Genomic DNA, 26,917 nt, shown 5'->3' with positions numbered 1-26,917 from the left:
TCCAGCGCGTGCTTGGCCCCTGCGGTTGACTGGGCGTTGGCGGCCGCTTTATTCCTGCCGTGGAGGAAGGCCAATCATCCTTGCGCGAAGGTGCCGTTGCCGAAGCTGGTTGTAGACCAAATCCTCGGCAAATCCGCGTTGCGGTGGTGGGGTGCGTGCGTGCGCCACAAAAAATTGGGACTCAGACTCGGTAAGTCCCGCAAAAATGAGGGCGCCGACTTCATCGCGCGTTATGGCGCCTGCAGCAATCAACACTTCGCGGATGGTTACGGGAATGGTTTTCATGGTCGGCACGAGAACGTGGTGCTGATATGATAATAAAACTAAATGCATATTGCAATCAACCTGGCAAGTTTTATATCGTTTATCGCGCTCAATGGGCGGGGTGCGAAAAGCGGGCGCGGATCGCCGACGCGACATGCACGGGTTGGCCCGGCCTCCGCGTACCGCCTATCGCGTTTGGTGGTTCCAGCCCCGAGCGGACGGCGACAAGCAGAAAGCACCCCACAACCAGCAGCCAGCACTGAGCGAACATCTCAGGCCTGGTGCACCGGTCGGCTGGGACCAGGCGGGCGCAGTTGCCGTTCAAGGCGCTGCGGGTCGCTCGGATTGCGGGGAAGGGCACGGCTGCCGTGGTGCGCTACCGAAAGCCGTTGCGTAACGAGCAGGCCAACTTAGCTGCCGTCGGCACCTTCGTGCTGACGGTGCTCGCTAAGGCAATGGTGCAGGTAATGCTGTCGGCCCGCTCAGTTCAGCTCCGGCCATACGCCTGGCGGGGGAGCGGTGAATCTTCTGTGGTTGGCATCCCAACCTATTCTCCTGAATGTGGTCACCGCTGTCGACGAAGTGAATAAGGTGAAAAATTTCTTTTCATATATTTATGTGATGATTTTTGCATCTATCCGCCGCCGGGTTGATCTGGATCGCGTTCCAAACGGGTTGCCGACCTCATGATCTGCTCCATGGCCAAGCATTTTTGTGCGCGCTAGAAGGTGAGGATGTCATGAACGATATTGAATTTGTCGACCGTTTGGCACATGCGCTGGCCGTATATGTTCGGCCGGCGATCCCCCTATCGATTGATCTGTGGGATATCGCAACCATTGCGCAGTATCTGAAGCGTGATCCCCAAGTGGTGCGGGAGCGGATGGCATGTCTACCGGGATTTCCCAAGGCGATCCGGCTGCCCACAAAAACGGGCAGGGCGCAGCCGCTCTACAACGCTAAAGAAGTGATCGATTGGGCGCAGAGTTTCAAGGAGCGGAACTGATGGTTGGGCACTGTCCTACTTCGCGTAAAGGCAACTATCGTGCTGTGCTCTGGGCTGTGTTTAAATCCAGTATAAAAAATCAAGAAAAAATACGAAAAAGAAAAATATTTATTCCTAGGTCAAGTCAGATGACGCCACTTCCGGAAGACAAGAGTATGATTGTGGGATTAGCGCTCGGCAAACTCGAGTGCTAATACTTACCAGAAGTAAACTATCCGCATGCCAGGTGTGCAACGTGCACACGGCGAGTCTCACTCTTAAATAAGGATTTTTATAATGCCGGCAGTCCAGAAAAACTTTGAAGATTTCCACTTCAAAATCAAGCTCGATGAGGATGACGAAAAGGCGACATTGCGCGAAAAGCGTGACACGCTGCTGCGCGCGCTCGAAAAAAACCTCGCAGATGATGTTCCGGAATTCGCGAACTTCCATCAAGGCAGCTATTCCATGCACACAGGGGTAATTCCGCTCGATGGCAACTTCGATATCGACGTCGGGCTGATTTTTGATTGCAAAAGAGATAAATATCCAGATCCTGTTGTTCTAAAGAAAAAAATTCGGGACGCCTTGGACACCCATGGCCGGAGCGTAAATATCCGTCGTCCGTGTGTCACCGTGAACTACATGCGCGGCGACGAGATTGCGTACCACGTTGATTTGGCGGTCTATACTAAGCGCGATGATGGCTTTCTTGATCTCGCTAAGGGCAAGGAGAATTCGGCGTCGGACAAGCGGGTTTGGGAGCCATCGGACCCGAAGAAACTCACCGAACTCATTTGCACCGCGTTCTCCGACAAAGATGAGCTGGCACAATACCGCCGCTGCATTCGTTACCTCAAGCGTTGGCGGCAAGTCCAGTTTTTGTCCGGTGCTCCCTTGAGCATCGCTCTGACCGTCGCAGCTCAGCAGTGGTTCCAACCCTACTTCGAGATGTCCGGCAAGGCAGGCGACCTTCAAGCAATGCTGAACTGGGTCAACGCGATTCTCACACAATTTCATTGGGCCAGCGCCAATGGCAGTACATATCAGCGGCTTGCAGTGACGCTGCCGGTTGTCCCTTACAGTGACCTCATGGGCTGGATGAGCGAAGGGCAGATGAGCACGGTGAAGGCTAAGTTCGAGGTTCTTCGGGACGCTCTCGAAGAGGCCCTCGACGAAGACTTGCCGGAAGATGCCTGCAAGGTGCTGAACAAGCAGTTCGGCGCGGAATTTGTAGTCCCTGAAAAGGCAGCTACCGCTCGAGCAGTGGTACCGCCTGTGATCAGTACGGGTAACTCTGCCTGATGGGGGGCGATGGGACTAATGAGGTCTTGGTCAATGCCTGCCTCGAAGCCGTTAGGCAGGCAAGTCGCGACCGTGGCCTCCAAGTGGAAGTCCTGGAGGTCACGCCCCAGCAGCGTCTCCGTGTTGTTGTTCAAGGAGCCGCACAGCGCTGGGACTTGGCTATAGAATGCCTGAACCGTTCGCTTACCCGCCTCCCTCACGTGAGACTGATGCCAACCGGCCGGCTGCATCCTCATGTGGGGTACTTCGGCACTGTTTGCGTCAGCGACAACCAAGGCTTGTCATTAGACCCTGATCGACAAGCTGACATTGTCGCTCACACTTTTTTGGCCGCATTTGACTTGCTTGAAAAGTGGGATTCAGACAAGCTGGGCGGCCTCGCAGAATTCTTCAATGAAGTCGAGGGCTATTGGAGTTGGTTGCCGGACTCGATTGGCTCATCGGGTGCATTTGACGCCGACGGAAAAGACCGATTAGTTACTTCCTACCTTAAGTTCAGGGGGAAGAAGCCGCATTGGTTTTTCACCGAGCGCGATGTGCCGCCGCCCAGGGATTTTGATGTAAAAGGCGCTGCTGCTCAGAGCGCTCTATACATCCATATGGCGGAGCTGGCGCCACCGCCGGTGAATCCGGAACAGCTTACCGCTGCTTATGTAGTTGCAATACGCGATAAGATGTCGGCCGCCCAGCTTGCGCTTTGGACTCGACTGGTTCGCCCTTCGTCTAACAAGAACCATCCGAAACAAGCAGTGCTGATGGTATCCGTTCCGCGCGCGGCCGGCGGCGTTTCGGTTGTCGGTGTTGAATTTCGAACACGAAATGGCGATGTCGACCTCAACGCCCAGGTCAAGCCGTTGACGATGCGGCGCCTCACGCCTATCTATATGCGCGAGCGTGGCGGCGCCTCCTCAGCGATGTTCTCAAAGCATGTCGTTGTCGTCGGCTGCGGGGCCATTGGCGCTGTTATCGCTGACGCGCTTGCAGCGACAGGTGTGGGGCGCCTTACGCTTGTCGATTACGACGACTACTCCGAAGATAACGTTTTTCGGCACATCCTCGACCCGATTTGGATTGAGCTTCCGAAAGTACGCGCACTCCAATTTAAGCTTGAGCATCAGTATCCGGGCCTCAAAGTTATTCCGCTTGCTATTCGAGGAGAGGAGTGGCTGCATGATGCAGACCTTGGCGATGTCGATGCCGTCGTTTTTGCTCTTGGTCTGCCAACACTTGAACAGGCATTTTCACGCGCGCTGCGTAAGAAAACCAAGCAGTTGCCGGTGCTCTTCACGTGGCTAGAACCGCTTGATCTGGGCGGACATTCTGTCCTGACCTGGACGCAGAGTGAGGGTTGTCTGAACTGCCTCTATCGGAACGACGAAGGAGTCTCGAGTCTTCAGTCTCGTATTGCCTTCCTTGCGCCAAACCAGCCAGTGTCTAAGACGATTACTGGCTGTGGTAGCGTATTCGTGCCATACGGGGCACTCCAGTCCCGCCGTACAGCGCTGATGGCCGCTGAGCACCTTCTCCCTGCGCTGTCGGGCGCGGGCGGTGCTTCATACCGGTATTGGGCCGGAGACGGCGAAGCCGCAGCCGGACAACATTTGCGCACCACACCGTGGTGGAAGGCCGCACGCACCACTATGCCGAGCGACGAGCAATCGAAGCGCGCATTTGGACGACCATGCAAGCACTGCAAGGCAGCCTGATGAAATTGGTCTTTCGAGTGTCAAACAATCGGCGCCTTATCCTTGTGGAGGAGGCAGTCGAACAGATGCTAATGTTTCGCCAGCGCTCTTGGTGTCAATCGGAGGCGGGCGGCGTCCTCTTGGGGCGCCATCTTCTTGACACGGACGACGTTGTGGTGGACGAGGTCACCACGCCACAAAAGAGCGATCGCCGCAGCCGCTTCGGATTTTTCCGTTCGAAAAAACACAGCACAATCGCCCAACGTCGATGGTCCGAAGAGGCCAGTACGCTCGCGTACCTGGGCCTCTGGCATACGCACCCAGAACGAGATCCGACGCCGAGCGGAGTTGATCGTCAGGATTGGAAGCAAGCGCTGGCAAAAGACACATTTCACGGGGATATGCTGTTCTTCCCAATCGTTGGCATAGAGCGAATTCGCATCTGGGCAATGACCACCGATGGGGCGTTTTTTGAACTGAAAGAAGAGGAAAAGAATGGCTAGAACCCAAGCACGGGCAGCAATTCCACCTGCGACAAGGCATGCGCTCTGGATCGCCGCTGCAGGAAGATGTCAATTCCGGGGCTGTAATAAACCTGTCTCCCGTGATTTCCTGACGAAGCGAGCCGCTAAAATCGGCGAACTGGCACACATCGTCGCCGACAGCCCGGCAGGAGCTCGCGGTGTGGTAGGACTATCAGAAAAGCTTGCTGATGATGCAAACAATCTAATGCTCGCTTGCTATGACTGTCATGCACGCGTGGACCGCAATGGGAAAAACAGCGAATACACTTCGGAGCAGTTGCTCGCCATGAAGCGCGAGCAGGAGGCGCGCATCGAGTTGATTTACAGCGCGACTGGAGTTATGGACAGCCTGCCGATATTAATGTCGTTCCCCGTCGGGACTCATTTGCCGGTATTCGATGTACGTCAGATAAACTATGCGATGCTGGAGAATAGCCGCTTCACACGCGCTCCCAGAAGCCCGCACATCCACATCGACCGGGCAGACTTCGACATCCTCGACAGCGCCGCTGATTTTTGGCCTCGCGCTGAAGCGGCACTGCAGGCGATTTTTGAGCAGCGGATTCGCCCGGCATTGACTGAGAAGAATGGCCCGACGCACTTGACGATTGCGGCATTTGCGCCGATACCGATGCTCATGAAATTAGGGGCGCTTCTGGGGGATAAAATGGAAGCATCGGTACTCGATTTGCCGAGTGAACGATGGCTATGGGATGTTCGGTCCGATTGTCCAGCTCCAAAATACCACTTCGATGTGCCCGAAAAGCTCACTAGCGAGGTCGCGGTTCTGGTCAGTCTTTCAGGTCGGGCCGCTAGGCCGAATCTTGAAATGCCGGTATTGGAATTTCGTGCTGAAGAGCCTAATAGGGGAATCATCCGAAGCGAGGCGCACGTCCTTGAGTTTCGACGGCAATTCAACGCGTTCTTGAATGCACTAAATGCGGCTGGGGTTGGTGTACTGCACATTCTACCCGCGACGCCGCTGAGCGCAAGCGTCGAAATTGGTCGTATGCTGCTCCCGAAGATTTTCGAAGAAGTACATGCTTGGGAGTGGCAAACTCCTTACTGGAAAAAGGCCCTGCGCCTTAAATAGAAATAGGGAATTCTCGAGTCCGTTCAACGTGACGAGACTTGCATAATTTCCAGATTTTTCTCCTTGCAGTTTGCGCGGCCCATCATGTTGAGAAAGACCACGTTCTTCCAACTGCCATGGGGCGCGCTCCCAATGGGCAATCTCGTCTAGGCTAAGCATGAGGAGCCGCTGGCGTGAACTGCGCTCGCCAGTTAGCAATGCAGTACACCCGCCGACCAGTTTTGCATTCCTTGATCTGGGCGAGGCCCTGCGGGCATGGCCTCCTTCCGGGTCGCTGCGCTCCGTCCCTGCGGGACCGGGCCTGCGGCCCGCCTGCAGTCCTCCGCTCGCACCCCCAACAATCAACGGCCACGGCTGACCAGCCGGGCGCGGCTGCACCCCTCCCGGATAGAAACAGCACGGCGGAGCGTCGCGCTACGCACGACCCACCGCAACGGCCGCGGCAGCAGTGCGGGAGCGGCTGCGCCCCTCCCGAAGCGGCACACTATGGCGGAGTGCCGCGCTACGCACGACCCACCGCAACGGCCACGGCAGCAATGCGGGAGCGGCTGCGCCCCTCCCGAAGCGGCACACCATAGCGGAGTGCCGCGCTGCGCACGACACACCGCAAAAGCCGCGGCAGCAATGCGGGAGCGGCTGCGCCCCTCCCGAAGCGGCACACCATGGCGGAGTGCCGCGCTGCGCACGACACACCGCAGCCCCTACACCCTAACGACCTTAAGTGAGGACAGGACGCTTTCAAAGGCCATGCCAGCGATACAGCCGCTGGCATGGCCTTTGAGCCGCCGCTCGCGCTATGAAGCCGGCCGCGTCCCGCCCTGGGGCGCCTGCGGCGCCGAGGGAAGCCCGCCGCACCTGCCACAGGCTGCGCTGTGCGCCAATCCCGCCACGCGTCCCCCCTGGTCGGGCGAGGGGGACGCGTGGCGGGATCAGCCGCGCACAGCGCAAAAACCTGTCTGCAGGATGAAGTGCGGGTTCCTTTCAATGTCAACTTTCACGCAAGGAGAATCATCATGTCTGATCTGGAACAACCGGCCGTCGCTGACGGCGATGCAGCACGGCAAACGATGCAGGCGCTGCGGGCGGCATCGCAGGCGATCCTGACCCACGCCACCATGGGCACGGCCACCCATGCACAACTGGTGCGCAGCCCGGCCAACACGCGCAAGCAGCCACGCGACCTGTGCGAACTGAAGGCGCTGGTGCGGGCCCATGGCATCCTGCAAAATCTGGTGTGCTACGCCGAGCAGCGCGACGGCGTGCCGACCGGCCTGCTGGCGGTGGCGGCGGGCGACGGCCGCTGGCAGGTGGTGGGCCAGCTGATCGCCGAAGGCGACCTCCCCGAGGATTACCAGCTGCCGTATCTGCTGGTGGGCGAAGACGAGGCGGTGCTGGTCAGTCTGGCGGAAAACCTCGGGCGTGCACCGATGCATGCGGCCGACATCTTCGACGCCATGCGCGCCTTGGCGGCGCAGGGGCGCAGCGTGGCCGACATTGCGTTGGCCTTCGGCGTCAGCGAACTGACGGTGCGTCAGCGCCTGAAGCTGGCCAATGTCGCGTTGCGCCTGTTTGACCTGTACCGGCGCGACCGCGCCAGCTACGAGCAGATGGCGGCGCTGGCGGTCAGCGACGACCACGCGGCGCAGCTGGCCGCATGGGACAGCCTGAGCGACTGGGAACGCCAGCCGCAGCGTCTGCGTCGCCTGCTGACCCAGCACTGCGTGGCGCTGGGGCAGGACCGGGTGGCGCGCTATGTCGGCCTGAAGGCTTACCAGCAGGCAGGCGGGCTGGTTACCCGCGACCTGTTCAGCACGCAGGAGCAGGGGTATATCGACGACGTCGCGCTGCTGGACCGGCTGGCGCAGGAACGGCTGGAACGGCTGGCCGTCCGGTTGCGCAAGGAGGGCTGGCGCTGGATCGACGTGCGCTGCCGGGTGGACGCCGCCGAACTGGCGGCCTATGGCCGGGTGCGCACCGAGGCGCTGACGCCGAACGGCGAACAGGCCGCGCGGCTGGCGCAGTTGCAAGCACGGGCCGGACAGCTGCGCGACCAGCTGGATGCCAGCGCGGACGGGGGCGACGACCACGGGGCGGCGCTGCGCGAACTGGCCGCCGTCGAACTCGAACAGGGGCAGTTGCGGGCTGCGTTGCAACGGCCGGACCGCGCCGACATCGCCTTGGCCGGGGCGCTGGTCACGGTGGACGACAAGGGCAAGGCTTGCGTGCTGCGCGGCCTGATCCGGCCGCAGAACAAGCCGCAGATGGCGGCGGGCGCGGCAGCCGATGGCAAGCCCAAGCAACGGGCACGCGGGCCGCACACCGCGCGCCTGACCGCCGCCCTGACGGGCCAGCGCACACTGGCGCTGCGGGCCGAGCTGGTGCGCCAGCCCGAGGTGGCGTTACGGGTGCTGGCCCACCATCTGCTGCGGCAGGTATTCTATGCTGAACGCGGCGGCAGGGTGGTGCAGCTGGACGTCAAGCCGCCGCAGCTGCCGCCAGAGGCCGAGGACGGCGCAGCCTGGACCTGCTGGCAGGCGCAGCGGGCGGCGCTGGCGGCGCTGCTGCCGGAGGACGGCGGCAGCACCGGCCTGATGGCATGGCTGGCGGCCCAGCCGCGCACCACCATTGACGACTGCATCGCCTTCTGCACCGCCTGCACCATCGACGGCGTGCAGCAGGGCGAGCGCACACCGGCGGCGGTAACGGAGCTGGCGCGCACGGTGGGACTGGACATGCGCAAGTGGTGGCAGCCGACCGCGCAGACCTATTTCGCGCACGTACCCAAGGCGCACCTGCTGGCGGTGGTGGCGCAGGCTACTTCGCCAGCGCAGGCGGTGCCGCTGGAACGCATGAGCAAGCAGGCGGCGGCCGAGGCGGCGGCGCGGGCGCTGGCCGACAGCGGTTGGCTGCCGCCGGTGCTGGGCGGGCCGATGGCGGACGGCACTGCGGCTGGGGCAGAAACCGACGTGGAGGTTGATGATTGACAAGGTGGACCGGCCGCGTCCGGCGATGATAGCCGGGCGCGGCTGCATGGCTGCGCGCAACATGTGAACGATAGGTCAGGGGGAAGGTCATGGAACACGGCAGTCATGACAGCATCGGCGTCGTGCAGTTCGAAGCTTTCGTCGACCGCCAGTTGCGGGCGCAGCCGCCCGGGCGGCCGCTGACGGCGGAATTGCAGGCGCTGGCGACAGTGTATGGGCAAGCGATCGTGCGGCACGAGCGGCGGGTGGCGCTGGCGGCGTTGCCGGAAGCGGTGCGCGTGGAGGTGGCGGCGTGGCTGGCGCAGTTGGCGGCGGAAGCCGACGGCGACGACGTGTCAGCAGACGCGGGCGCGTGGGGGCGACGCGAGGACTACGGGTGACGGGCGGCACGCGCTGGTGTTGATAAGTGCCGGCTTCGGTTGAAGCGGTCTGGTGCGTGCTGCGGTTGCATGGCCGAGACTGGTTGGCGCCGTCGGCGCTTGAAAATTTCAAGGAAAACCGGCTTATAGACGCGATTGCAGGATAGGCTGACGCCGATCAAAGTGCTCCGCTGTGGGCGGCGTAGATTGAAATGGTGCGGGAATGCCGCGAGCGAGGCCACCATGACAATCAGACCCAACCGTATCAACATCGACTTGGGCGCGTACAAGCAGCGCTGGCTCGACTATTGCGCGGCGCATCAGATCACCCCCAGCGCCGCGTTTCGGCAGGTGGTTGCCAAGCTGATGGAAGAGTCGGCTCCGCTTGGGACCGGTGCGGCGCCGGCGACTGCCGGAACGAAGGTCCGCCGGGAGATCGGGCTGAGCGCTGAAGAGGCGGATTTCGTTCGCGCCCGCGCACACAGCATCGGCATGTCGGAGCAGCGCTGGATCATCTCGTTGCTGCGTGGCGCGATGCGGGGCGAGCCGCAGCTGAGCATGGCGGAGATGGCGCAGTTGGGAAAATCCAATCTGGCGCTGCTGACGATTGCGCGCCATCTCCAACTGATCGGGCGTGCGCTGCAGGCATCCCAGCCTCCGCCCGATCCGGCATTGCACAACGTGCTGGAAACGCTGCATGGGCAACTGACGCGTCATATCGACAGCGTGGCGCAGCTGCTGACGAGCAATGCCGCGCGGTGGAGCAGATCATGAAGCGTGCGCAGATCGACGCCTATTTGCTGCGGTGGGATGCGGACGGATTCAACCAGCGGCAAACACGGCGTGTGCATACGCGTCCGGTGCGTGCACTCATGCAGAACGGTCGCCCCAATGACGCCAGCGGGGTGCGCCAGCGGCTGAGCGGCATCGCGCGCAAAACGCCGCAAGCGATGGTGCGGATTTCCGGCGGCGGTCGCGGCATGGGACGTATTCGCGCACATCTCGACTATATATCCCGCCATGGCCAACTGCCGCTCGAAGACCAGGACGGCGAGCGCTACGCGGGCAAGGAGGATCTGGGGTGGCTGGGCTACGCCTGGCAGAACGGCGGCACGCCGATCCCGGACGAGTCGGGGCGACGTGAGGCCCTGAACCTTGTCCTGTCGATGCCGGCGGGCACTGATGCGCAGGCGCTGCAGCGCGCGGCGCGCGAGTTCGCGCAAGACGAGTTTTCGGGACACCAGTACGCAATGGCATTGCACACTTTTCTCGACGATCCGGCCAGGGAACCGTCACCTCATCCCCATGTGCACTTGTGCGTCAAGATTGCCGACGACGAGGGCAGGCGTCTCAATCCCCGCAAAGTCGATCTGCGGCGCTGGCGCGAACGGTTTGCGGAAAGACTGCGCGCGCACGGTATCGATGCCGCTGCGTCGAGCCGGCTCGAACGCTTCCAGCCGATACGCGGCACTCCTCAGGGCCTGCATCATTTGCGGGCGCGTGGCGCCGCGCAGGCGAGCGCGGGTCGAACGGCGCGTCACGATCCCCACCGCCAGCGTGAGGGAGTGATGCTGCAACGTTACGCCAGCGTCGCGCAGATACTGGCCAGCGCCGACGACGCGGCGGACCGGGGGCTGGCAGTGGGCCTGGTCAACCTGTGCCAGAAGGCGATGGGGTTACCGGTTGAGCGGGAGGACGCCGCGCTGCGCGAACGGCAAGCCAGGGAACGGTGATCATGCGACCGGTATGGGGTGGTTTTGCCGGTGCTTTAAGCGAGGTGCGGGAGTCTGTCGCGGTCCTGTCGTCGATCGGGATGTGGATGTTGCGCGTGTTGGCGTGGCCGTTCTCGGCGGCGGCCCGGTCCGGTACCTGGATCATCGACGCCTGCATGCGGTTGGCGCTGGCGATGGTCGGCATCTTGGTGGGGGGCTTCCTGCTGTTCGGGCTTGGCTACCTCATTTTCTATCCCTGGATCGCGGGTTGACACGCCTGCGGCATGGCGTATAGCCGACAGCGGTGTTTGCCATGCGCCAGGGGGGGCATACATCGAACATGTCAGCTGGTCGCGGCGCGGCCGGACCGGCGCGCGCAGGATTCGAAGGCGACAAACGCCGCATGCCGGGCAGCGACCTTAGCGGCACTGCATGCGCATTCCGAACGACGGCACGTCGGGGCGCGCGGTTTGCCGGGAAGTTCGTTGCGTGGCCATGGGGGTGGACCAAGGTAAGCGGCGTGTGGGCGCGGACCTGGGCACAAGCTGGTGACTAGCCGGCGGCAATGTCGGGCCGGCGCCATGGCCGGAATTTGGAGAATACAATGGGGCAATCCGCTTGCAGCGCTGTCGGGAGTCTGCGGCCAATCAGGGCAGCGTAAGCGTTCAAACCGACCCGCTACTGCTTTGGTCTATAATGAGGTATCGCAGTAGGAGAATTGCCATGAAACTCAAAATACGCGGCGAAGCTAATCGATTCAAGCATCCCACCATGTTGCGGGGCGACGCGCCGTTTCTCGGTGCCACGGTGAAGCAATGGGATCAAGCCATCGTCGGCAATATGGAGCGAACCTTGGCCGAGATTAAGCGGCATGCCGCGCTGTCCCCGAAACGCGACGTCAACACCGCCACCACGTTTGATTTGGCGAGCTACGCCGGTCGACGCCTGGCGAACCGAAAATAAGCAATCCTTTTTGAAACGCGGCTTCGGCCGCGTTTTTTGCGATGGCCGACAATCAAGAAACGTCCGCGACAAGTCCCCTGGTGGTCGTCTTTGCCGGCCCGAACGGCTCCGGCAAGACTTCTCTGATAGAGGAACTGAAACAGACTGGATTGGCCACCATGCGCGGCGTGGTTCCGCTGCCCACTTACTTTATTAACCCTGACCAGGTCGCCAAAGACCTCGAAGGCGAATTTCCTGACCAGAATGCGCGGGACGAAGCTGCCCAGCGCGCGGCCATGCAAGCACGCGCCACCGCGATTGCAGGTCGGCTGCCGTTTGCGTTCGAAACGGTGATGTCGCACCCTTCGCGGATCAGCGAAATGCTTTTGCTGAAGGAACAAGGCTATCACCTGTTTTTGACGTTCATCACCACCGATGATCCCGAGAAAAACGTCGAGCGGGTCACATACCGTTACGAGACCGGCAGTACGACCGGTCACTATGTGCAACCCGAAAAAGTGCGCGAACGTTACCACAGGACGCTGGCCCTGCTGCCGCGCGCGGCTGAAATCGCCGATGCGGTCTATGTCTACGACAACAGTGTCAACGACAAAGGCGCAACGCTGCAAGTGGTGATTGAGCGTGACGGCCAGTTTTCCGTCGCTGACGATGCGAAGGCGTGGGCAGTCGCGCAATTGATCAAGCCCCTCCAGGCGCGCGAAGAGGAGTTAGACTATCTGCTGAGCTCACTTGACGGCGTCGGCTATCCCTGCGGCGACACCGACGAACTCCGCGGAAGCTATACCGGGCCGGTCTTGACATCCACGCCCAACTTCCTCGCCCAGTATGACAGCGCCGCGAAGTTGGCACGCATCCATGACCGCCTGCTGCTGGAAACGGCGGTCCTCCGTCCAGGCCAAGTCCGAAGGAATTACAGGGAGGGTGATGTGGTGACGATACGCTATACCGTGGATGGAGCGCCAGTCGTCGTCGTGTGACAACCCGCCGTAATGCCGCGCATTACGGCCGTAGCTGACGTGTGGTTGTTCCAGCGAAATATGCGGCATTCGCTTGCCTGTTCAAGTCTGCGGAGATAAGTGGTGAACCGCTGAGTGTTAGCAGGGCGCTACACTAATGGCGCGTGGTGTGCGCGGCGATGTGGCTGTGCGGGAGCGGGTAATGGTGGGCGGCTTGCCTAATGTTTCGGCGTGTTGTCACACACATGTTCGACCTCGTTGCTTCTTTCGATGAGAATTTGCCATTCTTGAACGAGAATTTTGCCGCTTTTCGCTGCTTCATGTACTTGCGTTTTGATTTCGAGCAGGTCCTGACGAGCGCCGGGGGACGATGGAACAATGTTATCCAGTATCGCCATGAATTCCATTGCGATCATCGTTTTAAGCATGTTGGTCGTGTGGGTAGCGGCTGAAAAACTTATTTTAGTACACGCATCCCACGCTGGAAGCTTTTTTGTTGGCGTCTGCGGACTTTTGGCATCTGCTACCAAGGAGAAATTTTCCCCGGCGGCTGCGGCATCGCAGTGGCGTCCGGACGACACCTAAGACAAGCCGATCCGAATTGCCGGATGCCGGGCAAGTGCTGGGTTCTCGGTCAGAACGTCGACTACCAGTAGGGAGTGGTGCTTGATAATCGGCTTATCGCGAAGAACATGATGTCCGAGGATGTGCGTAATCTTCAGCTACAGGACCGCAACCGTGCCAGTCTGGCAATCCCACACGAGGTCCATGACAGACGCCAAACGCTGGACGTCGATTTCCTCTCGCTATGCCGTACCGTGAACAAAGTGGCCATGGCGGCGACACCGTCGGGAACACGCTGAGCCAGTCACGCACAGCCCATACCTCGCAAAGCCGCGTGGCAGCCACGCCGGCCACTCGCCGAGGGCGGCGCAACCCTGCGGCGATAGCCGGATGCGTCGCCCCGCGCGAGCGTGTTAGTCGGACGGGAAGAGTGCGTCTTCAATGCACTGCATGCCGCTATAATGAATTGATAGCGCATGCGTGCCCCAAGGCCTGCAAAACTGGCAGAACGAGCGGGCGAAATACGCCGCCGCATCGCGCGGGGACGGCAAACTCATTTAGCGCCGCAAATTTTGGCGATGATCGCCACCTTCACTACGACCATTTATGTCTGACCCACTAATCGCTTCCATCTTGCCGAAATTTCAGTGGATGATAGAAATGTCACCGTGCAAAGCTTCGAGGCCGAGGCGCAACTCGACGATATACGCAAGCTGCTGGACGCCGCGCACGGAGGCGGATTGTTGCTTGATGTAGATTATGCGCAGTTGATTCGACTGGTCGCGGTGAAAAATGCTGTTCTGGTCGAGGAAAAGTCGCCAACGTTTAGCGGCGGAATGCCAGATTGGATGCGGTGGATACGATGAACATCGGGGCGGCCGTGAGTACAAAGCGGGTATCGGACCGCAAGATCGCCTTGTCCAATTTGGACCGCAGTCGGCGGCGGCCGCTGGCCAACGGCTGCCTCGACAGCGGCAACTATCCAGCGGACATTGATCGGTAGGGGGCAAACGTCGTGGCGCCGTACTGCCGGTTCCTGGACGGCGGGGCGGTGCCCCAAGTATCGCGTGAAGGACGACGTTGATCCAGCCGGCATTGCGCTTGTCGAGCGTTACACGCTGCCGGCGCGCGGTCCAGCGGCGGGTCGTGCGAGACTTTGCGTGGACATTCGACTAATGCGCGACAGACACATTGCGTTCGTCCGTAGAATCCTCACCTAATCCAATCAAGAATAGACTCTGCTGGTAGTATATGGATACTGCCCGGCCGCCGGGTGCCTGCATGTCGGTTTGCTCCTGAGTGCAAGGTCTTTCGTCTGCAATGGCGAATGCTTCTAACCACATGTTTGCTGTTGCCAGAGAGGACTTTCACATGCCCGCGACTCTTATTGAACGATTTAAACGACAGGAATTATCTGTCTTCAATAGTGCGATGGAGACACTTGTGGCAGCGCGTACTGCGGAACTGCGCAAAGAGCTGGCACTGGTGGTGGCGCAAAAGCAGGAACTCGAATTGGCGTTGCAGCGGAAGAACCAAGGGCAGAGTCAGCTGGAAACAGCGCTCTCAGACGCTCAGCTGCTGCATGAAATCAGCGCGATGCTTATCGACGAGAACTCGATTGGCGAGCTGTATCAGAAGCTGGTGGAAGCGGCCACCGTGATCATGCGGTCCGAATTCGGCAGCATGCAGCGATATGATCCGACAAAAGGGGCATTGCAGCTGATCGCGCAACACGGTCTCGACGAAGAGGCTGTTGCGTATTGGCAATGGGTGAAGCCTGGCCGCGCGACCACCTGCGGCAAGGCGCTCGAAGTGGGCGAACGTGTGATTGTCTCCGATTTCGAAGCTTGTGAATTTATTTCTGGCAGTGAAGACCTGATCGCTTTCCGCAAAGCCGGTGTGCGAGCGGCGCAATCGACACCTCTGCTCACCAGAAACGGCCGCCTGGTCGGAATGATCACAACCCATTGGACCAGCAAGCAACTGCCCAGCGCGCGTGACTTGCGTCTGCTCGATATTATTGCGAGGCAGGCAGCCGACCTTATCGAACGTAATATCTCCGCCGAAGCGTTGCGTAATCAGGCTGAACGCCTGTTGGAAGCGGATCGTTATAAAGACGAGTTCCTGGCCACGCTGGCACACGAATTACGTAATCCGCTGGCGCCGATCAAAAATGGCTTGACTCTGCTCAGAATAGGGAAGCCGGAACAAGCACCTCGGGTGGTCGATATGATGGAGCGGCAGCTCGGCCACATGGTTCGGCTGGTTGACGATTTGCTTGATGTGTCACGTATCAGCAGCGGTAAGGTTAACCTCAAGCACGAGCGGGTAATGTTGAAGGCTGTGATCGATATCGCGGTAGAAGCAAGCCACCCGTTAATCCAGGCGAATGAGCACAATTTCAAGCTCGCCATTCCCGAGGCCGACGTATGGCTGTATGCGGACGCCACGCGCATAGCACAAATCGTCAGCAATCTGCTGCACAACGCGGCCAAATATACCCCTGTCGGGGGCCACATAGAGCTGGCTGCGGAAGTGGCAGGCGGCGACGTTTTGATCCATGTCGTCGATACCGGGATCGGCATTCCGGCGGCGATGCTGCCTCAAATCTTCAAACTGTTCGCCCAGGTTGATGGGAGCGCCGAACGTTCGCGCGGCGGGTTGGGGGTGGGGTTGGCGCTGTCCAAGCAACTGGCCGAAATGCATCGCGGCCGAATTGATGTTGTCAGCGGGGGAGACAAGTTGGGATCGACGTTCACGCTGGTGCTGCCGATCGCTCAAGCGCCAGGCGCCGCAGTGATGTCGGCCGCTGCGGCGGCACACACTCCGTCCGACGAGCGTAGCCTGCGAATTCTGATTGTCGACGACAATGTCGATGCGGCAGAAACGTTGGGGGCGCTGATGGAGGAAGTAGGGCATTCGATTTGTGTCGTTGTCGATTCCACCAAGGCGCTGGCTGGCGCATTGAATTTTGTCCCCGATGTCGTGATCTTAGATTTGGGCATGCCATATCTCGATGGCTTTGCAGTTGCACGGCAACTCCGATCGGAGCCGGGCTTGGGTGGTGTTTATATTGCGGCGCTGAGCGGGTGGGGCACAGATGATGATCGCAGACGGACGCGCGAAGCAGGAATCGACCACCACATGGTCAAACCAGTCAAGCTGGTTGAAATAGTCGATATGCTGTCGCTCGTCTCGGCAGGCAATGCCGCTATCGCGTCGCCTCGGTGATCGCGCAGACCAATGTCTCGAATGATGATGTCTTGGCGATGTGGCGGTCAAATCCCGCTTTTGCACTGCGCGCAAGTGATTTGACGTCATCCCAAGCAGTGAACGCGATCAGGAATGGCTGCAGCATCGTTGTGTCGGCGCGGATGCGGGCCGCGACTTGATAGCCGTCCATTTCCGGCATCCCGATATCCAAGAACACGATGTCGGGCTGGAAAGTGATGACCGCCGTCAGGCCGCACACCGCACCGTGGGCGATTTCTGCGCGATGGCCGATCATTTCGAGAATGGCGGCAAGGGCCTGGGCAGAATCTATATTGTCATCGATAATTAAAATCTTTTTCATCATCCGCCCCGCGTCAATACGCGCTACACGCCTTCATTGCAGGGCACCGGTATTGCATCGTCTACACGATTGCCACCAACGTGAACTGACTGTTTATGTTACCGCTTCCGACCGCACCAAGACGTAGGACGAGGCGACGTTTTGCCGTCAGTGGAGAAGCCGCAGAGCATGTTTCGTGTCCCATCGGGAACGCGGGAACCACTGCTTGCCGCATTTGGTGATGGTCCCACAGAAATGCGGCGCCTCGCCGACCCCACGCTCATCCGCTCATCCCTGTTTAGTCACCAGGCAATGCTTGACTGCGCGTACCAGCTCCGGGAGTTCAAAAGGCTTGCGTAATATGGCATGTTGACCTACCGCGCTTTCGATCGCTGCCATGTCGGCGTAGCCTGACGTGATTAAAACAGGCAATCCAGGGAACAGCATTCGCGCCTCTCTTGCCAGTTGTGCACCGGTCAGACCGGGCATGAGGTAATCGGTCAGCAATAAGTCCGGTCGGCGTATGTGCAGCGCTGAAAGCCCTTCAGTCCCCGAGCGGGCTTGCGTGACTTCACATCCGAATGACATGAGCGCGTCCACCATGCCGGCGCGGACCAGGTCATCGTCCTCGACCACCAACACTTTTAAGCCCGCCAACGACAGGCGCTCGCTCAATTGTGAAATTCCAGGCTTCACTTCTCCGGTCGCCGCGAGCAACCAAATCTCCACCGTTGCACCGTGTCCTTCGACGCTGCGGACAAAGGCGGCGCCGCCCGATTGCTGGGCCATGCCGTAGACCTGGCTGAGTCCCAGGCCAGTACCCTTGCCGACGGCTTTCGTCGTGAAAAAGGGTTCGAATACCTTGGCCGCCACTTCGGCGGACATGCCGGGCCCGTTGTCCGACACCTCAATGCGGACATATTGACCAACCGGCAGTGCTGCTGGGGCGGGTGCACGCGACGCGCGCAATACTAAACGGCCTTTACCGTCCATGGCATCGCGGGCGTTGATGGCCAAGTTGAGGATGGCCATTTCCAGCTGATTGGCATCGCCCATGACCCGCTCCGCGCCGTCGCCGACATCACCGACTATTTCTATGCCCGCGCCTAATAGCGGTGTGGCCAGCTCGGTGACAATATCAAACAACGCGCGAATTTCCACCGAGCGCATATCAAGCGTCTGGTTACGTGCAAACGACAACAATTGCCCCGTTAGCTTAGCGCCGCGCTGACAAGCCGCCTTTGCCGTCTTGGCGCGGGTGCGAATGCTCTCGTCCGAGCTCATCATGGAGATGAGTTCCACACTGCTTTGAATCACGCTGAGCAGATTGTTAAAGTCGTGCGCCACGCCGCCCGTAAGCCGGCCAAGCGCTTCCATCTTCTGATATTGCGCCAATGCCTGTTGGGTCCGCTCACGTTCCATCACCTGAGCAGTAATCTGGTCGTTGGCATGGGACAACGCGCGGGTGCGCTCCGCAACGCGGACTTCCAATGTCTGATTCAGCGCCTCAACCGCCTCGGCAGCTTGCAATCGTTCTGCAAAGGCTTCCCGCGACAGGTATTGCCGGCGGCGCGCCCGCAAAGCCGAGGCTGTGGCGCTGCCGAGCGTCTCGACACTCAGCGGGCGTTCCAGCACCACCACATTGCCGAGCGTTGCGAGTACGGCACGTATCGCGACATCTTCATTGCCCAAGCGACGCGCCAGCAACACCACAAAGGGAAAGTCGGACCAAGGCGCTTGGCATGCAAGCCATTCGCGCAGCGCCACCAGGTCTTGGCCGACAAGCGCCTCCTGCGCCACCACGGCCGCCGCCGCGCCGTGTATGATCGCCTGCGACAATTGCTTGAAATCGGCTACCGCCTCGGTCACCACGCCGTCGCGGCCGACCACCGTGGCGATCACTTCAGCGTCGCGCCCTCGCGGCGCCAGAACAATAACGCGCTCTTCACGAGGATCAAGCCGACGCATCATCACCCGAATTCAGCATTGCCGTCCCGCCGCGGTATGTCGGCAGGCCGGTAAGCACACCCTCGAAGCCTTCGAGCGGATCGCCGATCTCAATCCCTTTGGAATGCATGACCAATTCGTGAATGGTCAACGCGTGCTCTGCTGTCCTGCTCTTGACCACGGTGATAGCGCGCCGCAGCTTGCCTCGGGCCTCAAAGAAGCGCAGCAACAGCGTCGTATCGCTCAGATAGCTCAGGTCAACGTCACGTTGCAGGGCACCGACGAGACCGTGTTCGCCCATGACCAAGGCGGTGGTCACACCCTTCTGGTTGAGGTAGGTTAAAAGCTCATGCATCTGCAAGATCAGATATTGCTCGCCGGGCATTGCCTGGAGATAGGCATTGAGGCTGTCGATGACGACAAACTTGACGTCAGTCTCCACGGCATCGCGCACCATTTGCGCAAACTCACCCGGAGACAATTCTGCCGGATCGACATGGCGCACAGTCAATAATCCGCTCGCAAGATGCGGACGTAGATTCATGCCCAAGGAGGAGCTGCGCGCGAGGAATGTCCCCAAACCTTCGTCGAACAGATAGAACGCCGCCTTCTCGCCGCGTTCCAGCGCCGACAACATGCAGCGCACGGTGACAGTGGTTTTGCCGACCCCGGACGGGCCCATGATCAAGGTATTGGTACCCGCGACCAAGCCGCCGCCCAGTAAATGATCCAGTCCGGCAGAGCCGCTGGACTGCGGCTTGGGCACAAACTCGCCAGGATGCTCGGCCGCCACCAGTCGTGGAAAGATCCGGATACCACCGGTGTCGAGCGCATAATCGTGGTAGCCGCCGCGGAATTTGATGCCGCGCATTTTGAGAATATTGACACGGCGTCGTTCTTTTCCGAACTCCTGCGGCATTTGTTCCAGACTGACCACGCCATGGGCGATGCTGTGAAGATGCTGGTCGGACTGGCTGGTCTTGTCATCAAGCATCAGCACGGTGCAGCTGCGCGATGAAAAGAACTGTTTGAGCGCCAAAATTTGACGTCGGTAGCGCAAGGAGTTTTGTGCCAGCAGGCGCATTTCCGAGAGGCTATCAAACACGACCCGCACCGGCTGAACCTGATCCACCTTGTCCATCACACCCCTGGAGGTTTCATCAAGCTCGATTTCCGACGGATGCAAGATCGATTGCTGCCCTTCCGGATTGAGCCGCTGTTCGTCGGCAAGCTCGTATATCGACAATGCGTCGATGCTCCAGCCGTGGCTTTCGGCCACAGCGTCAAGCTCGTCGATTGTCTCTGAAAGGGTGATGTAGAGTCCCGACTCGCCCTTCGCGATACCTTCAAGGAGGAACTGGAGGCCCAACGTGGTTTTGCCGGTGCCAGGCGATCCTTCGATCAGATAGACACGTTCTGGGGTCAGCCCGCCGCACAGTACCTCATCCAAGCCGGGAATGCCGGTGGCGAGCCTTTCGGCGGAATTGCGCGCGGTACGGCGCGAGGAAAGCGGTTGGTCCATATGTGAGTAGGCGTTGGGGTGGATTCGGACCGGGAGAGGTTCCTCCGATCATGGCGGCGACTGCATGTGAAAATGCCTGGCAGCGTTCATGGATGTGATTATAAACAAATGTTGTCCTGGACGAAGCACGTTTTCGCCAAGCGGATGTCGCACTGCGGCGCCAGTGATGCCCCAGAAGACCGATGGTCGGCACGCTTTAGTGCTGCGGCGCAACGCTGGCAAGTGCGTGACGGCTGGGAGGCGAAGAAATGCCTGGCGATTTGAATCCTTCCGCGCAACGCTGGCAATACATCGGTGCGTCGACATCCTCTCGGATGCTCTTCCCGCGTACAGCGTTGCGCATGCCGCTGACGCTTGCTAGGGCGGACGAGCGCCTGCAGTCTACGCCATTTGCTATCTACAATACGGCCAGTGGACGGCGCGTGGACGGGCGATGAGGTATGGCCACAGCGGCGTTTCGTTTTAAAAACTGTGTGGCCAATTCCTTAAATTTACACTTTTCTGGGATAAGTGGTTGATTTATCTGGCAATGCGATTCCGGCTCGGAGCACCACTACAAAAGCCATCCTCTTTCAGTTGGCATTCGCTAACTTTCCGCGGCGCTGAGGTCTTCCTTGTAGCACGTTTGTGCTACATACATACCGCATTGTATTTCTTATAATTATTGTGATGTCATGGGCCTGCGGCTAACGCAGTTGACTACTCACACAAGGAAATACGCATGAAGAAGATTCTAGTGCGCGCGCTGATCGCCGGTTCCCTATTAGCTGCCTCCAGCTCGCATGCGGCAATCATTCAACTCGGTATCGGAGTGGCCTACTCGAAAGGAGCTGTTTACTCGCCAAATGACGCCAAGGCGATGCTGTTTGAAATGTTGTATGACACGTCCCAGAACGCTCATTCTGTTTTTGTGCCGGCAGGCAGTCGCTTGCCTGATGGGTCGACGGCGCTCGATGCGGTATATGGATATTCGGCAGCAGGTGTCATCGCTGCAAAAGTCAGCACGATGACATTTGCAAGCCAGCTGGTCGCAGTGAGTGGCCAGTACACCTATGCAAATCAGCCTGCTGACCTTTATTTCGATACGGATATCACACAGTTTCAGCCGTCAAAATTTGCGGGAACGTTTAACTCGCCGGACGGCACCTTGAGTTTCGGTGATTTTTCCTCGGACGGCAATATCACATCCTTCAATCCGACGATGGTGTACTCGACCGAGTCGGTTTTGCTCACGGGACGCATTCTCTTCATCGCGCGCAATGTACGTGAAGCTGATCCCGTCGGCGCCGTTCCTGAACCCGAAACCTTCGCCATGCTGCTGGCCGGTCTGGGGCTGGTAGGTGCGACAGTGCGCCGCCGCAAGTCAAGAGGGTAATGTGCTGATGCATCCAGACGCTGCATCAGCACACGACGGCGCCGTGCCAGTTCAATCCGCGAGCGGCGCTTCCTCGATCGCTATCCGCACCTGATCCGCTGGCCCCAGATAAGCGTCGCCGCCCAGTGCGCCATCCTGGAAACTGAAGTGGGCGCCTTCGTCATCCTGCACCACCCATGCATCAGTGATGATGCGGTCGGTTGGGTCCTTGGGATTGATCACATCGATTTTGCGCCGCTCTCCGGGTTGCAGGTCTTTCACTGCATCCTTGGTGCGCTCGGTTGCGAGTGGAATATATTTGCCGGTCAAGTGTTCGTACATAGTGTTCCTCCTTGTGCCCGATTCTATTCCGAACTATTTTTTTGCGCCGCGCAAATGGCGGGGTGCTACCATTACTCCTTTGTTTAGCAGGCTAGAAGGATTGGAAATGGCGTCTGAAAAAGTGGTGAAGGTGGGATTGGCGGCGGCAATGATCGCCGTGGTGCTGGGTGTGGCCGGGTATGTGCTGGTGTTCTGGCATAACTACCAGGGCTGCCAGCAACTGGAAGCGGAGGCCGCGAAGAACGGCAAGCCGCTGTCCTGCGCGGAGATCAAGACGGCGGCCAAGGAGCAAGGCCGCTAAGCACAAAAAAACGCGCCGTAGCGCGTTTTTCTGTTTTTTAGCCTTGACGGCGCCGGCGGCGGGCGACTGCGCCCATGATCCCCAGTCCGGCGAGCATCATTGCGTAGGTTTCCGGCTCCGGCACCGCAGCGATTGCGGATACCGCCTGGGTGGTAAAGGTGGAGTAGTTGCCATACTGGTTGGTCACGTATTGCTGACCGGTCGGTGGCGTGGCGAAGCCGTAGTAGCTGGAAATGCCGACTGTATTGGTGCCCAGCGAGACGTTGCCCAGCGTCAGGCTGAAGTGGGCAGTGCCCGTTTGCTGGTAGACCGATTCCGTATTTTGGCCCCAGAAGGTGTAGGCCAGATAGCCGGTCGGGGCGACCATGTCCTGGCTGCCGTTGCCGCCCAGGCTCAGGCTGGACGAAGGGCCCTTGCTCCAGAAGCCCGGAGCGCCAACGTAAGGTGTAGGCACGGTTGCGCTCAGCACCGTGGCGCTGGTCGGAATGTAGACGGTAAAGCCGTCCAGGCCGGTCTGGCTGCCGGCGTAACCCTGCGCGACGTTGGTGATCGCGTAATTGAAGACATATTCATGGCTTTGGCCTGCCACCGCAGCGACCGAATACTGCAAAGTATATTGACCACTGACGTCGACGACAGTGGCGCCGGCGATGTTGCTGAACGCGGCGGCAACCACAACGGCGGCTAATTTGAGAGACATTTTTGCAATCATGTTATTTCTCCAAAGAATTAATATTTACTCCAGTGCATTGAAGATAACATGAATGTAGGTTGCTGTCGTTGTCAGAGTGAAATGACTGTTGCAAAAACGCAAAAGAAAAGCCCCGAGCAGGCGGGGGACCTGTCGGGGCTTTGGTCAATTTGCGGAGAAAGCACGTTTGACTGGTTGAGATAGTAATGGTGGTTTCTTAAAATTGCCTTAGTCATCATCTTGCAAGTTGATGCTTTTGGCGGACCGCTGGATGGTGTAGCATGCTGTTCGGCGTACGAGCGAGCGTGGTCACACCGCCGGCGCCGGTATTTCAAGGATAGATATGCAAATCAAAATTAATGACGCGCTGCGCGCTTACATCGAGCCGCTGACTGAGAGTGAATACCAGGCGCTGGAGCGCAGCATCCTGACGGAAGGCTGCCGCGACGCGCTGGTGCTGTGGGAAGACGTGCTGGTGGACGGCCACAACCGCTACCAGATCTGCCAGCAGCACGGCATTCCGTTCAAGGTGACGGAAAACACCAGCTTCCGCAGCATGGAAGACGTGAAGCTGTGGATGATCGATAACAATCTGGGCCGGCGCAGCATTTCCGATTACCAGCGCGGCGTGCTGGCGCTGCGCAAGAAAGAAATCATGACGGCGCGCGCGCTGGAGCTGGCTGCCGAAGCCGCCGCCGAAGATGCCCGCATCGCGCCGGAAGAAGGCGAGGCCGCAGCGAAGAAGCCGGCCGCCATGCCGCTAGCGTCGCGCGAGGACATCGCCCGCGCCGCGCGCTTGAGCAGCGCCACCATCGGCCAGATCGAAAAGATCCAGAAGACGGCGACGCCGGAACTGGTGGAAGCGGTCCGCGCCGGCACCATCTCGATCAATGCGGCGGCCACGGTGGCGTCGCTGTCGGAAGAGCAGCAGCTGGCGGCGGTTGCCGGCGGTAAGAAGGAACTGCAAAAGGCCGCCAAGGAAGTGCGCGACCTGCGCGCCGCCGCCCGTCCGGCCAAGGAGCCGAAGGAAGGCAAGGCCGCGCCGGAAGTCGATTACAGCGATATGCCGACCGACGTGCGCGAACTGCGCGCCGAGAACATGGCGCTGCGCGAAAAGAACGCCGCGCTGCTGGAAGAGATCACCAATCTGCAACGCCGTATTTCCGAGCTGGCCAGCGCCTGATGATGACGCGCGCTCCGGTAGCTTTGATCTGTGCCGCGTCGGTGTGCGTTGCCGCCGCCGGCGAGGCGGTTGCGGCGCCTGCCGTTGCTAACACCGCTTCGGTTGCGGAACCGGTGCGCCTCAAGGCCGCCGCCCAGCGCGTGACCATCTTGCGCGACAAATGGGGCATCCCGCACGTGTATGGCAAGACCGATGCCGACGCGGTATTCGGCATGGTCTACGCGCAGGCGGAGGATGACTTCCCGCGCGTGGAGCTGAACTTCATCAACGCCATGGGACGTCTGGCGGAAGTGGAGGGCGAGGCCGAGCTGTATAAAGACCTGCGCATGAAGCTTTTCATCAATCCCGATGAGCTGAAGCGCCAGTACGCGGCCGCGCCGGTGTGGCTGCAAAAGCTGATGAACGCCTGGGCGGATGGCCTGAACTACTATCTGCAAACGCATGCGGATGTGAAGCCGGCGCTGCTCACGCACTTTGAGCCGTGGATGGCGCTCAGCTTCAGCGAAGGCAGTATCGGCGGCGATATCGAGACCATCGACATCAAGCAGCTGCAGTCGCTGTACGCGGACGGCGCCAAGCTGCCGCTGATGCCACCGGTGCTGATGTCGTCCAGCGATGGCATCGACCTGGATAAGGAGCCGGGCGGCTCGAACGGCTTTGCCATCGCCCCCGCGCTGACCAAGAACAAGCATGCGCTGTTGATGATCAACCCGCACACCTCGTTCTACTTCCGTCCCGAAGTGGCGGTGCACAGCGAGGAAGGCCTGAACGCGTATGGCGCCGTGACCTGGGGCCAGTTCTTCGTCTACCAGGGCTTTAACGACCGTGTCGGCTGGATGCATACCTCCGGCGGCGGTGATGTAATCGACGAGTACCTGGAAACCATCACCGAAAAAGACGGCCAGTTCTTCTACCAGTACGGCAACGAGCAGCGGCCGTTGAAGGCGGTCGACATCGCGCTGCCGTACAAGACCAAGGACGGCATGGCCAGCAAGACGGTGCGCGTCTACTACAGCCACCACGGCCCGATCGTTCGCGCCAAGGATGGCAAGTGGGTGGCGGTGCGCCTGATGAATGAACCGTTGAAGGCGCTGACGCAGTCCTTCAGCCGTACCAAGGCGCGCAATTACAAGGCTTTCTACAAGTCGATGGAGTTGCGCACCAATTCGTCCAACAACACCGTGTATGCTGACGCCGACGGCAATATCGCTTACTTCCACGGGAATTTCATCCCGCGCCGCGATCCGCAATTCGACTGGAAGCATCCGGTCGATGGCAGCAATCCGGCCACCGAGTGGCAAGGCCTGCACGAGGTGAAGGAAACCATCACGCTGTTCAATCCAAAGAACGGCTGGATCCAGAACACCAATAACTGGCCGTACACGGCGGCCGGCGCCTACAGCCCGAAGGTCAAGGACTATCCGGCGTATATGTCGATGAATCCGGAGAACCCGCGCGGCATCCACGCCGTGCGCGTGCTGGAAAACAAAAAAGGCTTTACCATCGACAGCCTGATCGCTGCGGCGTACGACACGCAGCTTCCGGCGTTTGAGCCTTTGCTGCCGCAGCTGTTCGCCGCCTACGACGAACTGCCGGCCGACGATGCGCGCAAGGCGGCGCTGGCGCCGCAAATCAAGGCGCTGCGCGGCTGGGATATGCGTTATTCGCTGGAATCGACCGCCACTTCGCTGGCTGTGTTCTGCGCGCAGGATTTGTGGACCACGTACCAGCCGGCGGCCAAGGCCAAGGAAGTGCAGGTACTGGATTACATCCAGGCCGCCATCACGCCGCAGCAGCGGCTGGAGGCGCTGGAGCGCGCCACCGCCAAACTGACCAAGGATTTCGGCAACTGGCAGACGCCGTGGGGCGAGATCAATCGCTTCCAGCGTTTAACCGGCGATATCGTGCAGCCGTTTGACGACAGCAAACCGAGTTTGCCGGTGCCATTCGCTTCGGCCAACTGGGGATCGCTGGCCGCCTATGGCACCACGTCCAAGCAGAAGACCAAGCGGATTTACGGCGAGCGTGGCAATAGCTTCGTGGCGGCGGTGGAGTTTGGGCCACGCATCAAGGCCCGCAGCATCCTGGCCGGTGGGCAGAGTGGCGATCCGGCTTCGCCGCACTTCAATGACCAGGCGGCGATGTACGCGCGCGGCGAATTCAAGGATGTGCTGTTCTACAAGGCGGACGTGGAGAAAAACCTCGAACGCCGCTACCATCCCGGCGAATAGTCAGGGACGCGGGTAGACCACCGGCTCGGGATGTTCGATGTCTTCGAGCCGGGCCCATTGCAGGTTCTCGACCTTGTTATTGCGGACGTTGCCATCCCGGTGGCGTACCGCCGACAGCTTGTTCGGATTGGGCAGGAATACTTCCGCCACCAGGTCGTGCACGTAGAATTCGCCCTCGCGTTTGCCGCCGCGCAGCTTGACCTTCAAGCCTTCCGGATACAGCGTTGGCTTGATGGCGCTGACCTTGGGACCGGCCGCCAGCAGCACGCGGCCGTCCTTTGAGACCTTGTAATAGTCGCTGCCGACCACCGGTTTGGCGTCCGCCACCAGGATCGAATAGGCGAAGCCCAGGGCCAGCACGGCGATGATGATGAAGATGAGATAAGTCATGCGCCGAAT

At 59.9% G+C, this 26,917-nt stretch carries 26 protein-coding genes; 18 read left to right on the top strand and 8 right to left on the bottom strand.

The window, feature by feature from the left end; translation table 11 throughout:
* Positions 1 to 48: 48 nt before the first annotated feature.
* Positions 49 to 285 (bottom strand): hypothetical protein, encoded by a 237-nt coding sequence (locus tag GTP69_RS22620; protein ID WP_161056983.1) that lies wholly within the window; start codon positions 283 to 285, stop codon positions 49 to 51.
* 718 nt (positions 286 to 1,003) lie between these two features.
* Between GTP69_RS22620 and GTP69_RS22615 the strand changes: the two genes are divergently transcribed.
* The 12 genes from GTP69_RS22615 to GTP69_RS22560 all read left to right on the top strand — a co-directional run bounded on the left by GTP69_RS22615 (position 1,004) and on the right by GTP69_RS22560 (position 12,851).
* The gene (locus tag GTP69_RS22615) at positions 1,004 to 1,270 is read left to right on the top strand and encodes a hypothetical protein (RefSeq protein WP_161056982.1); all 267 of its coding nucleotides are present in this window, start codon (positions 1,004 to 1,006) and stop codon (positions 1,268 to 1,270) included.
* 276 nt (positions 1,271 to 1,546) lie between these two features.
* On the top strand, positions 1,547 to 2,554 hold the full coding sequence (locus tag GTP69_RS22610; RefSeq protein ID WP_161056981.1) for a nucleotidyltransferase domain-containing protein: 1,008 nt from the start codon (positions 1,547 to 1,549) through the stop codon (positions 2,552 to 2,554).
* Between the two features lie 209 nt (positions 2,555 to 2,763).
* Positions 2,764 to 4,260, top strand: coding sequence for a ThiF family adenylyltransferase (locus GTP69_RS22605; RefSeq protein WP_161056980.1), 1,497 nt, complete (start codon positions 2,764 to 2,766; stop codon positions 4,258 to 4,260).
* Positions 4,236 to 4,742 (top strand): Mov34/MPN/PAD-1 family protein, encoded by a 507-nt coding sequence (locus GTP69_RS22600; protein ID WP_161056979.1) that lies wholly within the window; start codon positions 4,236 to 4,238, stop codon positions 4,740 to 4,742. Before GTP69_RS22605 ends, GTP69_RS22600 begins: the two co-directional genes overlap by 25 nt.
* Positions 4,735 to 5,856: an HNH endonuclease gene (locus tag GTP69_RS22595; RefSeq protein ID WP_161056978.1), complete on the top strand. Its 1,122-nt coding sequence runs from the start codon at positions 4,735 to 4,737 to the stop codon at positions 5,854 to 5,856. Before GTP69_RS22600 ends, GTP69_RS22595 begins: the two co-directional genes overlap by 8 nt.
* A 1,013-nt stretch (positions 5,857 to 6,869) precedes the next feature.
* Positions 6,870 to 8,840 carry a ParB/RepB/Spo0J family partition protein gene (locus GTP69_RS22590; protein ID WP_161056977.1) on the top strand — a complete coding sequence of 657 codons (1,971 nt, stop codon included), beginning with the start codon at positions 6,870 to 6,872 and terminating at the stop codon, positions 8,838 to 8,840.
* Between the two features lie 122 nt (positions 8,841 to 8,962).
* Positions 8,963 to 9,220, top strand: a complete 258-nt coding sequence (locus GTP69_RS22585; protein WP_161056976.1) for a DUF3717 domain-containing protein — start codon at positions 8,963 to 8,965, stop codon at positions 9,218 to 9,220.
* Between the two features lie 222 nt (positions 9,221 to 9,442).
* Positions 9,443 to 9,973, top strand: coding sequence for a hypothetical protein (locus GTP69_RS22580; protein WP_161056975.1), 531 nt, complete (start codon positions 9,443 to 9,445; stop codon positions 9,971 to 9,973).
* On the top strand, positions 9,970 to 10,932 hold the full coding sequence (locus tag GTP69_RS22575; RefSeq protein ID WP_161056974.1) for a relaxase/mobilization nuclease domain-containing protein: 963 nt from the start codon (positions 9,970 to 9,972) through the stop codon (positions 10,930 to 10,932). The genes GTP69_RS22580 and GTP69_RS22575 overlap by 4 nt, the downstream gene beginning before the upstream one ends.
* A 2-nt stretch (positions 10,933 to 10,934) precedes the next feature.
* Positions 10,935 to 11,183, top strand: coding sequence for a hypothetical protein (locus GTP69_RS22570; protein WP_161056973.1), 249 nt, complete (start codon positions 10,935 to 10,937; stop codon positions 11,181 to 11,183).
* A gap of 451 nt (positions 11,184 to 11,634) precedes the next feature.
* Complete coding sequence (locus GTP69_RS22565; RefSeq protein WP_161056972.1) at positions 11,635 to 11,874, top strand: hypothetical protein; 240 nt, start codon at positions 11,635 to 11,637, stop codon at positions 11,872 to 11,874.
* Between the two features lie 41 nt (positions 11,875 to 11,915).
* The gene (locus GTP69_RS22560; RefSeq protein WP_161056971.1) at positions 11,916 to 12,851 is read left to right on the top strand and encodes an ATPase; all 936 of its coding nucleotides are present in this window, start codon (positions 11,916 to 11,918) and stop codon (positions 12,849 to 12,851) included.
* Between the two features lie 197 nt (positions 12,852 to 13,048).
* Here the strand turns inward: GTP69_RS22560 and GTP69_RS22555 are convergent, their stop codons facing one another.
* Positions 13,049 to 13,360, bottom strand: coding sequence for a hypothetical protein (locus tag GTP69_RS22555; protein ID WP_161056970.1), 312 nt, complete (start codon positions 13,358 to 13,360; stop codon positions 13,049 to 13,051).
* 702 nt (positions 13,361 to 14,062) lie between these two features.
* Here GTP69_RS22555 and GTP69_RS22550 point away from each other — a divergent pair.
* Together GTP69_RS22550 and GTP69_RS22545 are read left to right on the top strand one after the other, a co-directional pair.
* Complete coding sequence (locus GTP69_RS22550) at positions 14,063 to 14,260, top strand: hypothetical protein (protein WP_161056969.1); 198 nt, start codon at positions 14,063 to 14,065, stop codon at positions 14,258 to 14,260.
* Between the two features lie 505 nt (positions 14,261 to 14,765).
* Positions 14,766 to 16,625 carry a hybrid sensor histidine kinase/response regulator gene (locus tag GTP69_RS22545; protein WP_161056968.1) on the top strand — a complete coding sequence of 620 codons (1,860 nt, stop codon included), beginning with the start codon at positions 14,766 to 14,768 and terminating at the stop codon, positions 16,623 to 16,625.
* On the opposite strand, the gene GTP69_RS22540 is transcribed toward GTP69_RS22545, so the two are convergent.
* The 3 genes from GTP69_RS22540 to GTP69_RS22530 all read right to left on the bottom strand — a co-directional run bounded on the left by GTP69_RS22540 (position 16,606) and on the right by GTP69_RS22530 (position 20,416).
* On the bottom strand, positions 16,606 to 16,971 hold the full coding sequence (locus GTP69_RS22540; protein WP_161056967.1) for a response regulator: 366 nt from the start codon (positions 16,969 to 16,971) through the stop codon (positions 16,606 to 16,608). The genes GTP69_RS22545 and GTP69_RS22540 overlap by 20 nt on opposite strands.
* Positions 16,972 to 17,235: 264 nt before the next feature.
* Positions 17,236 to 18,918: a response regulator gene (locus GTP69_RS22535; protein ID WP_229261103.1), complete on the bottom strand. Its 1,683-nt coding sequence runs from the start codon at positions 18,916 to 18,918 to the stop codon at positions 17,236 to 17,238.
* Positions 18,902 to 20,416 (bottom strand): ATPase domain-containing protein, encoded by a 1,515-nt coding sequence (locus GTP69_RS22530; RefSeq protein ID WP_161056966.1) that lies wholly within the window; start codon positions 20,414 to 20,416, stop codon positions 18,902 to 18,904. The genes GTP69_RS22535 and GTP69_RS22530 overlap by 17 nt, the downstream gene beginning before the upstream one ends.
* Positions 20,417 to 21,137: 721 nt before the next feature.
* Here GTP69_RS22530 and GTP69_RS31435 point away from each other — a divergent pair.
* Entirely contained in the window at positions 21,138 to 21,791 is a 654-nt protein-coding gene (locus tag GTP69_RS31435) for a PEPxxWA-CTERM sorting domain-containing protein (protein WP_229261102.1), read from the top strand.
* 51 nt (positions 21,792 to 21,842) lie between these two features.
* On the opposite strand, the gene GTP69_RS22520 is transcribed toward GTP69_RS31435, so the two are convergent.
* Positions 21,843 to 22,112, bottom strand: a complete 270-nt coding sequence (locus GTP69_RS22520; protein ID WP_161056965.1) for a hypothetical protein — start codon at positions 22,110 to 22,112, stop codon at positions 21,843 to 21,845.
* 106 nt (positions 22,113 to 22,218) lie between these two features.
* On the opposite strand from GTP69_RS22520, the gene GTP69_RS22515 reads away from it, so the two are divergent.
* Entirely contained in the window at positions 22,219 to 22,413 is a 195-nt protein-coding gene (locus tag GTP69_RS22515) for a hypothetical protein (protein ID WP_161056964.1), read from the top strand.
* Between the two features lie 37 nt (positions 22,414 to 22,450).
* On the opposite strand, the gene GTP69_RS31430 is transcribed toward GTP69_RS22515, so the two are convergent.
* The gene (locus GTP69_RS31430; RefSeq protein WP_229261101.1) at positions 22,451 to 23,113 is read right to left on the bottom strand and encodes a PEP-CTERM sorting domain-containing protein; all 663 of its coding nucleotides are present in this window, start codon (positions 23,111 to 23,113) and stop codon (positions 22,451 to 22,453) included.
* Between the two features lie 334 nt (positions 23,114 to 23,447).
* Between GTP69_RS31430 and GTP69_RS22505 the strand changes: the two genes are divergently transcribed.
* Positions 23,448 to 24,287 (top strand): hypothetical protein, encoded by an 840-nt coding sequence (locus GTP69_RS22505; protein WP_161056963.1) that lies wholly within the window; start codon positions 23,448 to 23,450, stop codon positions 24,285 to 24,287.
* A complete protein-coding gene (locus tag GTP69_RS22500; protein WP_229261100.1) occupies positions 24,287 to 26,518 on the top strand; it encodes an acylase in 2,232 nt (743 codons plus the stop codon). Before GTP69_RS22505 ends, GTP69_RS22500 begins: the two co-directional genes overlap by 1 nt.
* On the opposite strand, the gene GTP69_RS22495 is transcribed toward GTP69_RS22500, so the two are convergent.
* Complete coding sequence (locus tag GTP69_RS22495; protein WP_161056962.1) at positions 26,519 to 26,908, bottom strand: HNH endonuclease family protein; 390 nt, start codon at positions 26,906 to 26,908, stop codon at positions 26,519 to 26,521.
* Between the last annotated feature and the right edge of the window lie 9 nt (positions 26,909 to 26,917).

Source organism: Duganella levis (assembly GCF_009857605.1).
Taxonomy (GTDB): domain Bacteria; phylum Pseudomonadota; class Gammaproteobacteria; order Burkholderiales; family Burkholderiaceae_D; genus Rugamonas; species Rugamonas levis.
This window is presented reverse-complemented; position numbering and strand designations above follow the sequence as displayed.

Bases quoted from the DNA above. Each gene is read 5' to 3' on its own strand.
- GTP69_RS22500 (WP_229261100.1), top strand. From the start codon at position 24,287: ATGATGACGCGCGCTCCGGTAGCTTTGATCTGTGCCGCGTCGGTGTGC.
- GTP69_RS22570 (WP_161056973.1), top strand. From the start codon at position 10,935: ATGCGACCGGTATGGGGTGGTTTTGCCGGTGCTTTAAGCGAGGTGCGG.
- GTP69_RS22600 (WP_161056979.1), top strand. From the start codon at position 4,236: ATGCAAGCACTGCAAGGCAGCCTGATGAAATTGGTCTTTCGAGTGTCA.
- GTP69_RS22565 (WP_161056972.1), top strand. From the start codon at position 11,635: ATGAAACTCAAAATACGCGGCGAAGCTAATCGATTCAAGCATCCCACC.
- GTP69_RS22530 (WP_161056966.1), bottom strand. From the start codon at position 20,416: ATGGACCAACCGCTTTCCTCGCGCCGTACCGCGCGCAATTCCGCCGAA.
- GTP69_RS22505 (WP_161056963.1), top strand. From the start codon at position 23,448: ATGCAAATCAAAATTAATGACGCGCTGCGCGCTTACATCGAGCCGCTG.
- GTP69_RS22615 (WP_161056982.1), top strand. From the start codon at position 1,004: ATGAACGATATTGAATTTGTCGACCGTTTGGCACATGCGCTGGCCGTA.
- GTP69_RS22495 (WP_161056962.1), bottom strand. From the start codon at position 26,908: ATGACTTATCTCATCTTCATCATCATCGCCGTGCTGGCCCTGGGCTTC.
- GTP69_RS22560 (WP_161056971.1), top strand. From the start codon at position 11,916: ATGGCCGACAATCAAGAAACGTCCGCGACAAGTCCCCTGGTGGTCGTC.
- GTP69_RS22590 (WP_161056977.1), top strand. From the start codon at position 6,870: ATGTCTGATCTGGAACAACCGGCCGTCGCTGACGGCGATGCAGCACGG.
- GTP69_RS22535 (WP_229261103.1), bottom strand. From the start codon at position 18,918: ATGATGCGTCGGCTTGATCCTCGTGAAGAGCGCGTTATTGTTCTGGCG.
- GTP69_RS22580 (WP_161056975.1), top strand. From the start codon at position 9,443: ATGACAATCAGACCCAACCGTATCAACATCGACTTGGGCGCGTACAAG.
- GTP69_RS22620 (WP_161056983.1), bottom strand. From the start codon at position 285: ATGAAAACCATTCCCGTAACCATCCGCGAAGTGTTGATTGCTGCAGGC.
- GTP69_RS31430 (WP_229261101.1), bottom strand. From the start codon at position 23,113: ATGTCTCTCAAATTAGCCGCCGTTGTGGTTGCCGCCGCGTTCAGCAAC.
- GTP69_RS22605 (WP_161056980.1), top strand. From the start codon at position 2,764: ATGCCAACCGGCCGGCTGCATCCTCATGTGGGGTACTTCGGCACTGTT.
- GTP69_RS22595 (WP_161056978.1), top strand. From the start codon at position 4,735: ATGGCTAGAACCCAAGCACGGGCAGCAATTCCACCTGCGACAAGGCAT.
- GTP69_RS31435 (WP_229261102.1), top strand. From the start codon at position 21,138: ATGAAGAAGATTCTAGTGCGCGCGCTGATCGCCGGTTCCCTATTAGCT.
- GTP69_RS22610 (WP_161056981.1), top strand. From the start codon at position 1,547: ATGCCGGCAGTCCAGAAAAACTTTGAAGATTTCCACTTCAAAATCAAG.
- GTP69_RS22515 (WP_161056964.1), top strand. From the start codon at position 22,219: ATGGCGTCTGAAAAAGTGGTGAAGGTGGGATTGGCGGCGGCAATGATC.
- GTP69_RS22520 (WP_161056965.1), bottom strand. From the start codon at position 22,112: ATGTACGAACACTTGACCGGCAAATATATTCCACTCGCAACCGAGCGC.
- GTP69_RS22545 (WP_161056968.1), top strand. From the start codon at position 14,766: ATGCCCGCGACTCTTATTGAACGATTTAAACGACAGGAATTATCTGTC.
- GTP69_RS22575 (WP_161056974.1), top strand. From the start codon at position 9,970: ATGAAGCGTGCGCAGATCGACGCCTATTTGCTGCGGTGGGATGCGGAC.
- GTP69_RS22540 (WP_161056967.1), bottom strand. From the start codon at position 16,971: ATGATGAAAAAGATTTTAATTATCGATGACAATATAGATTCTGCCCAG.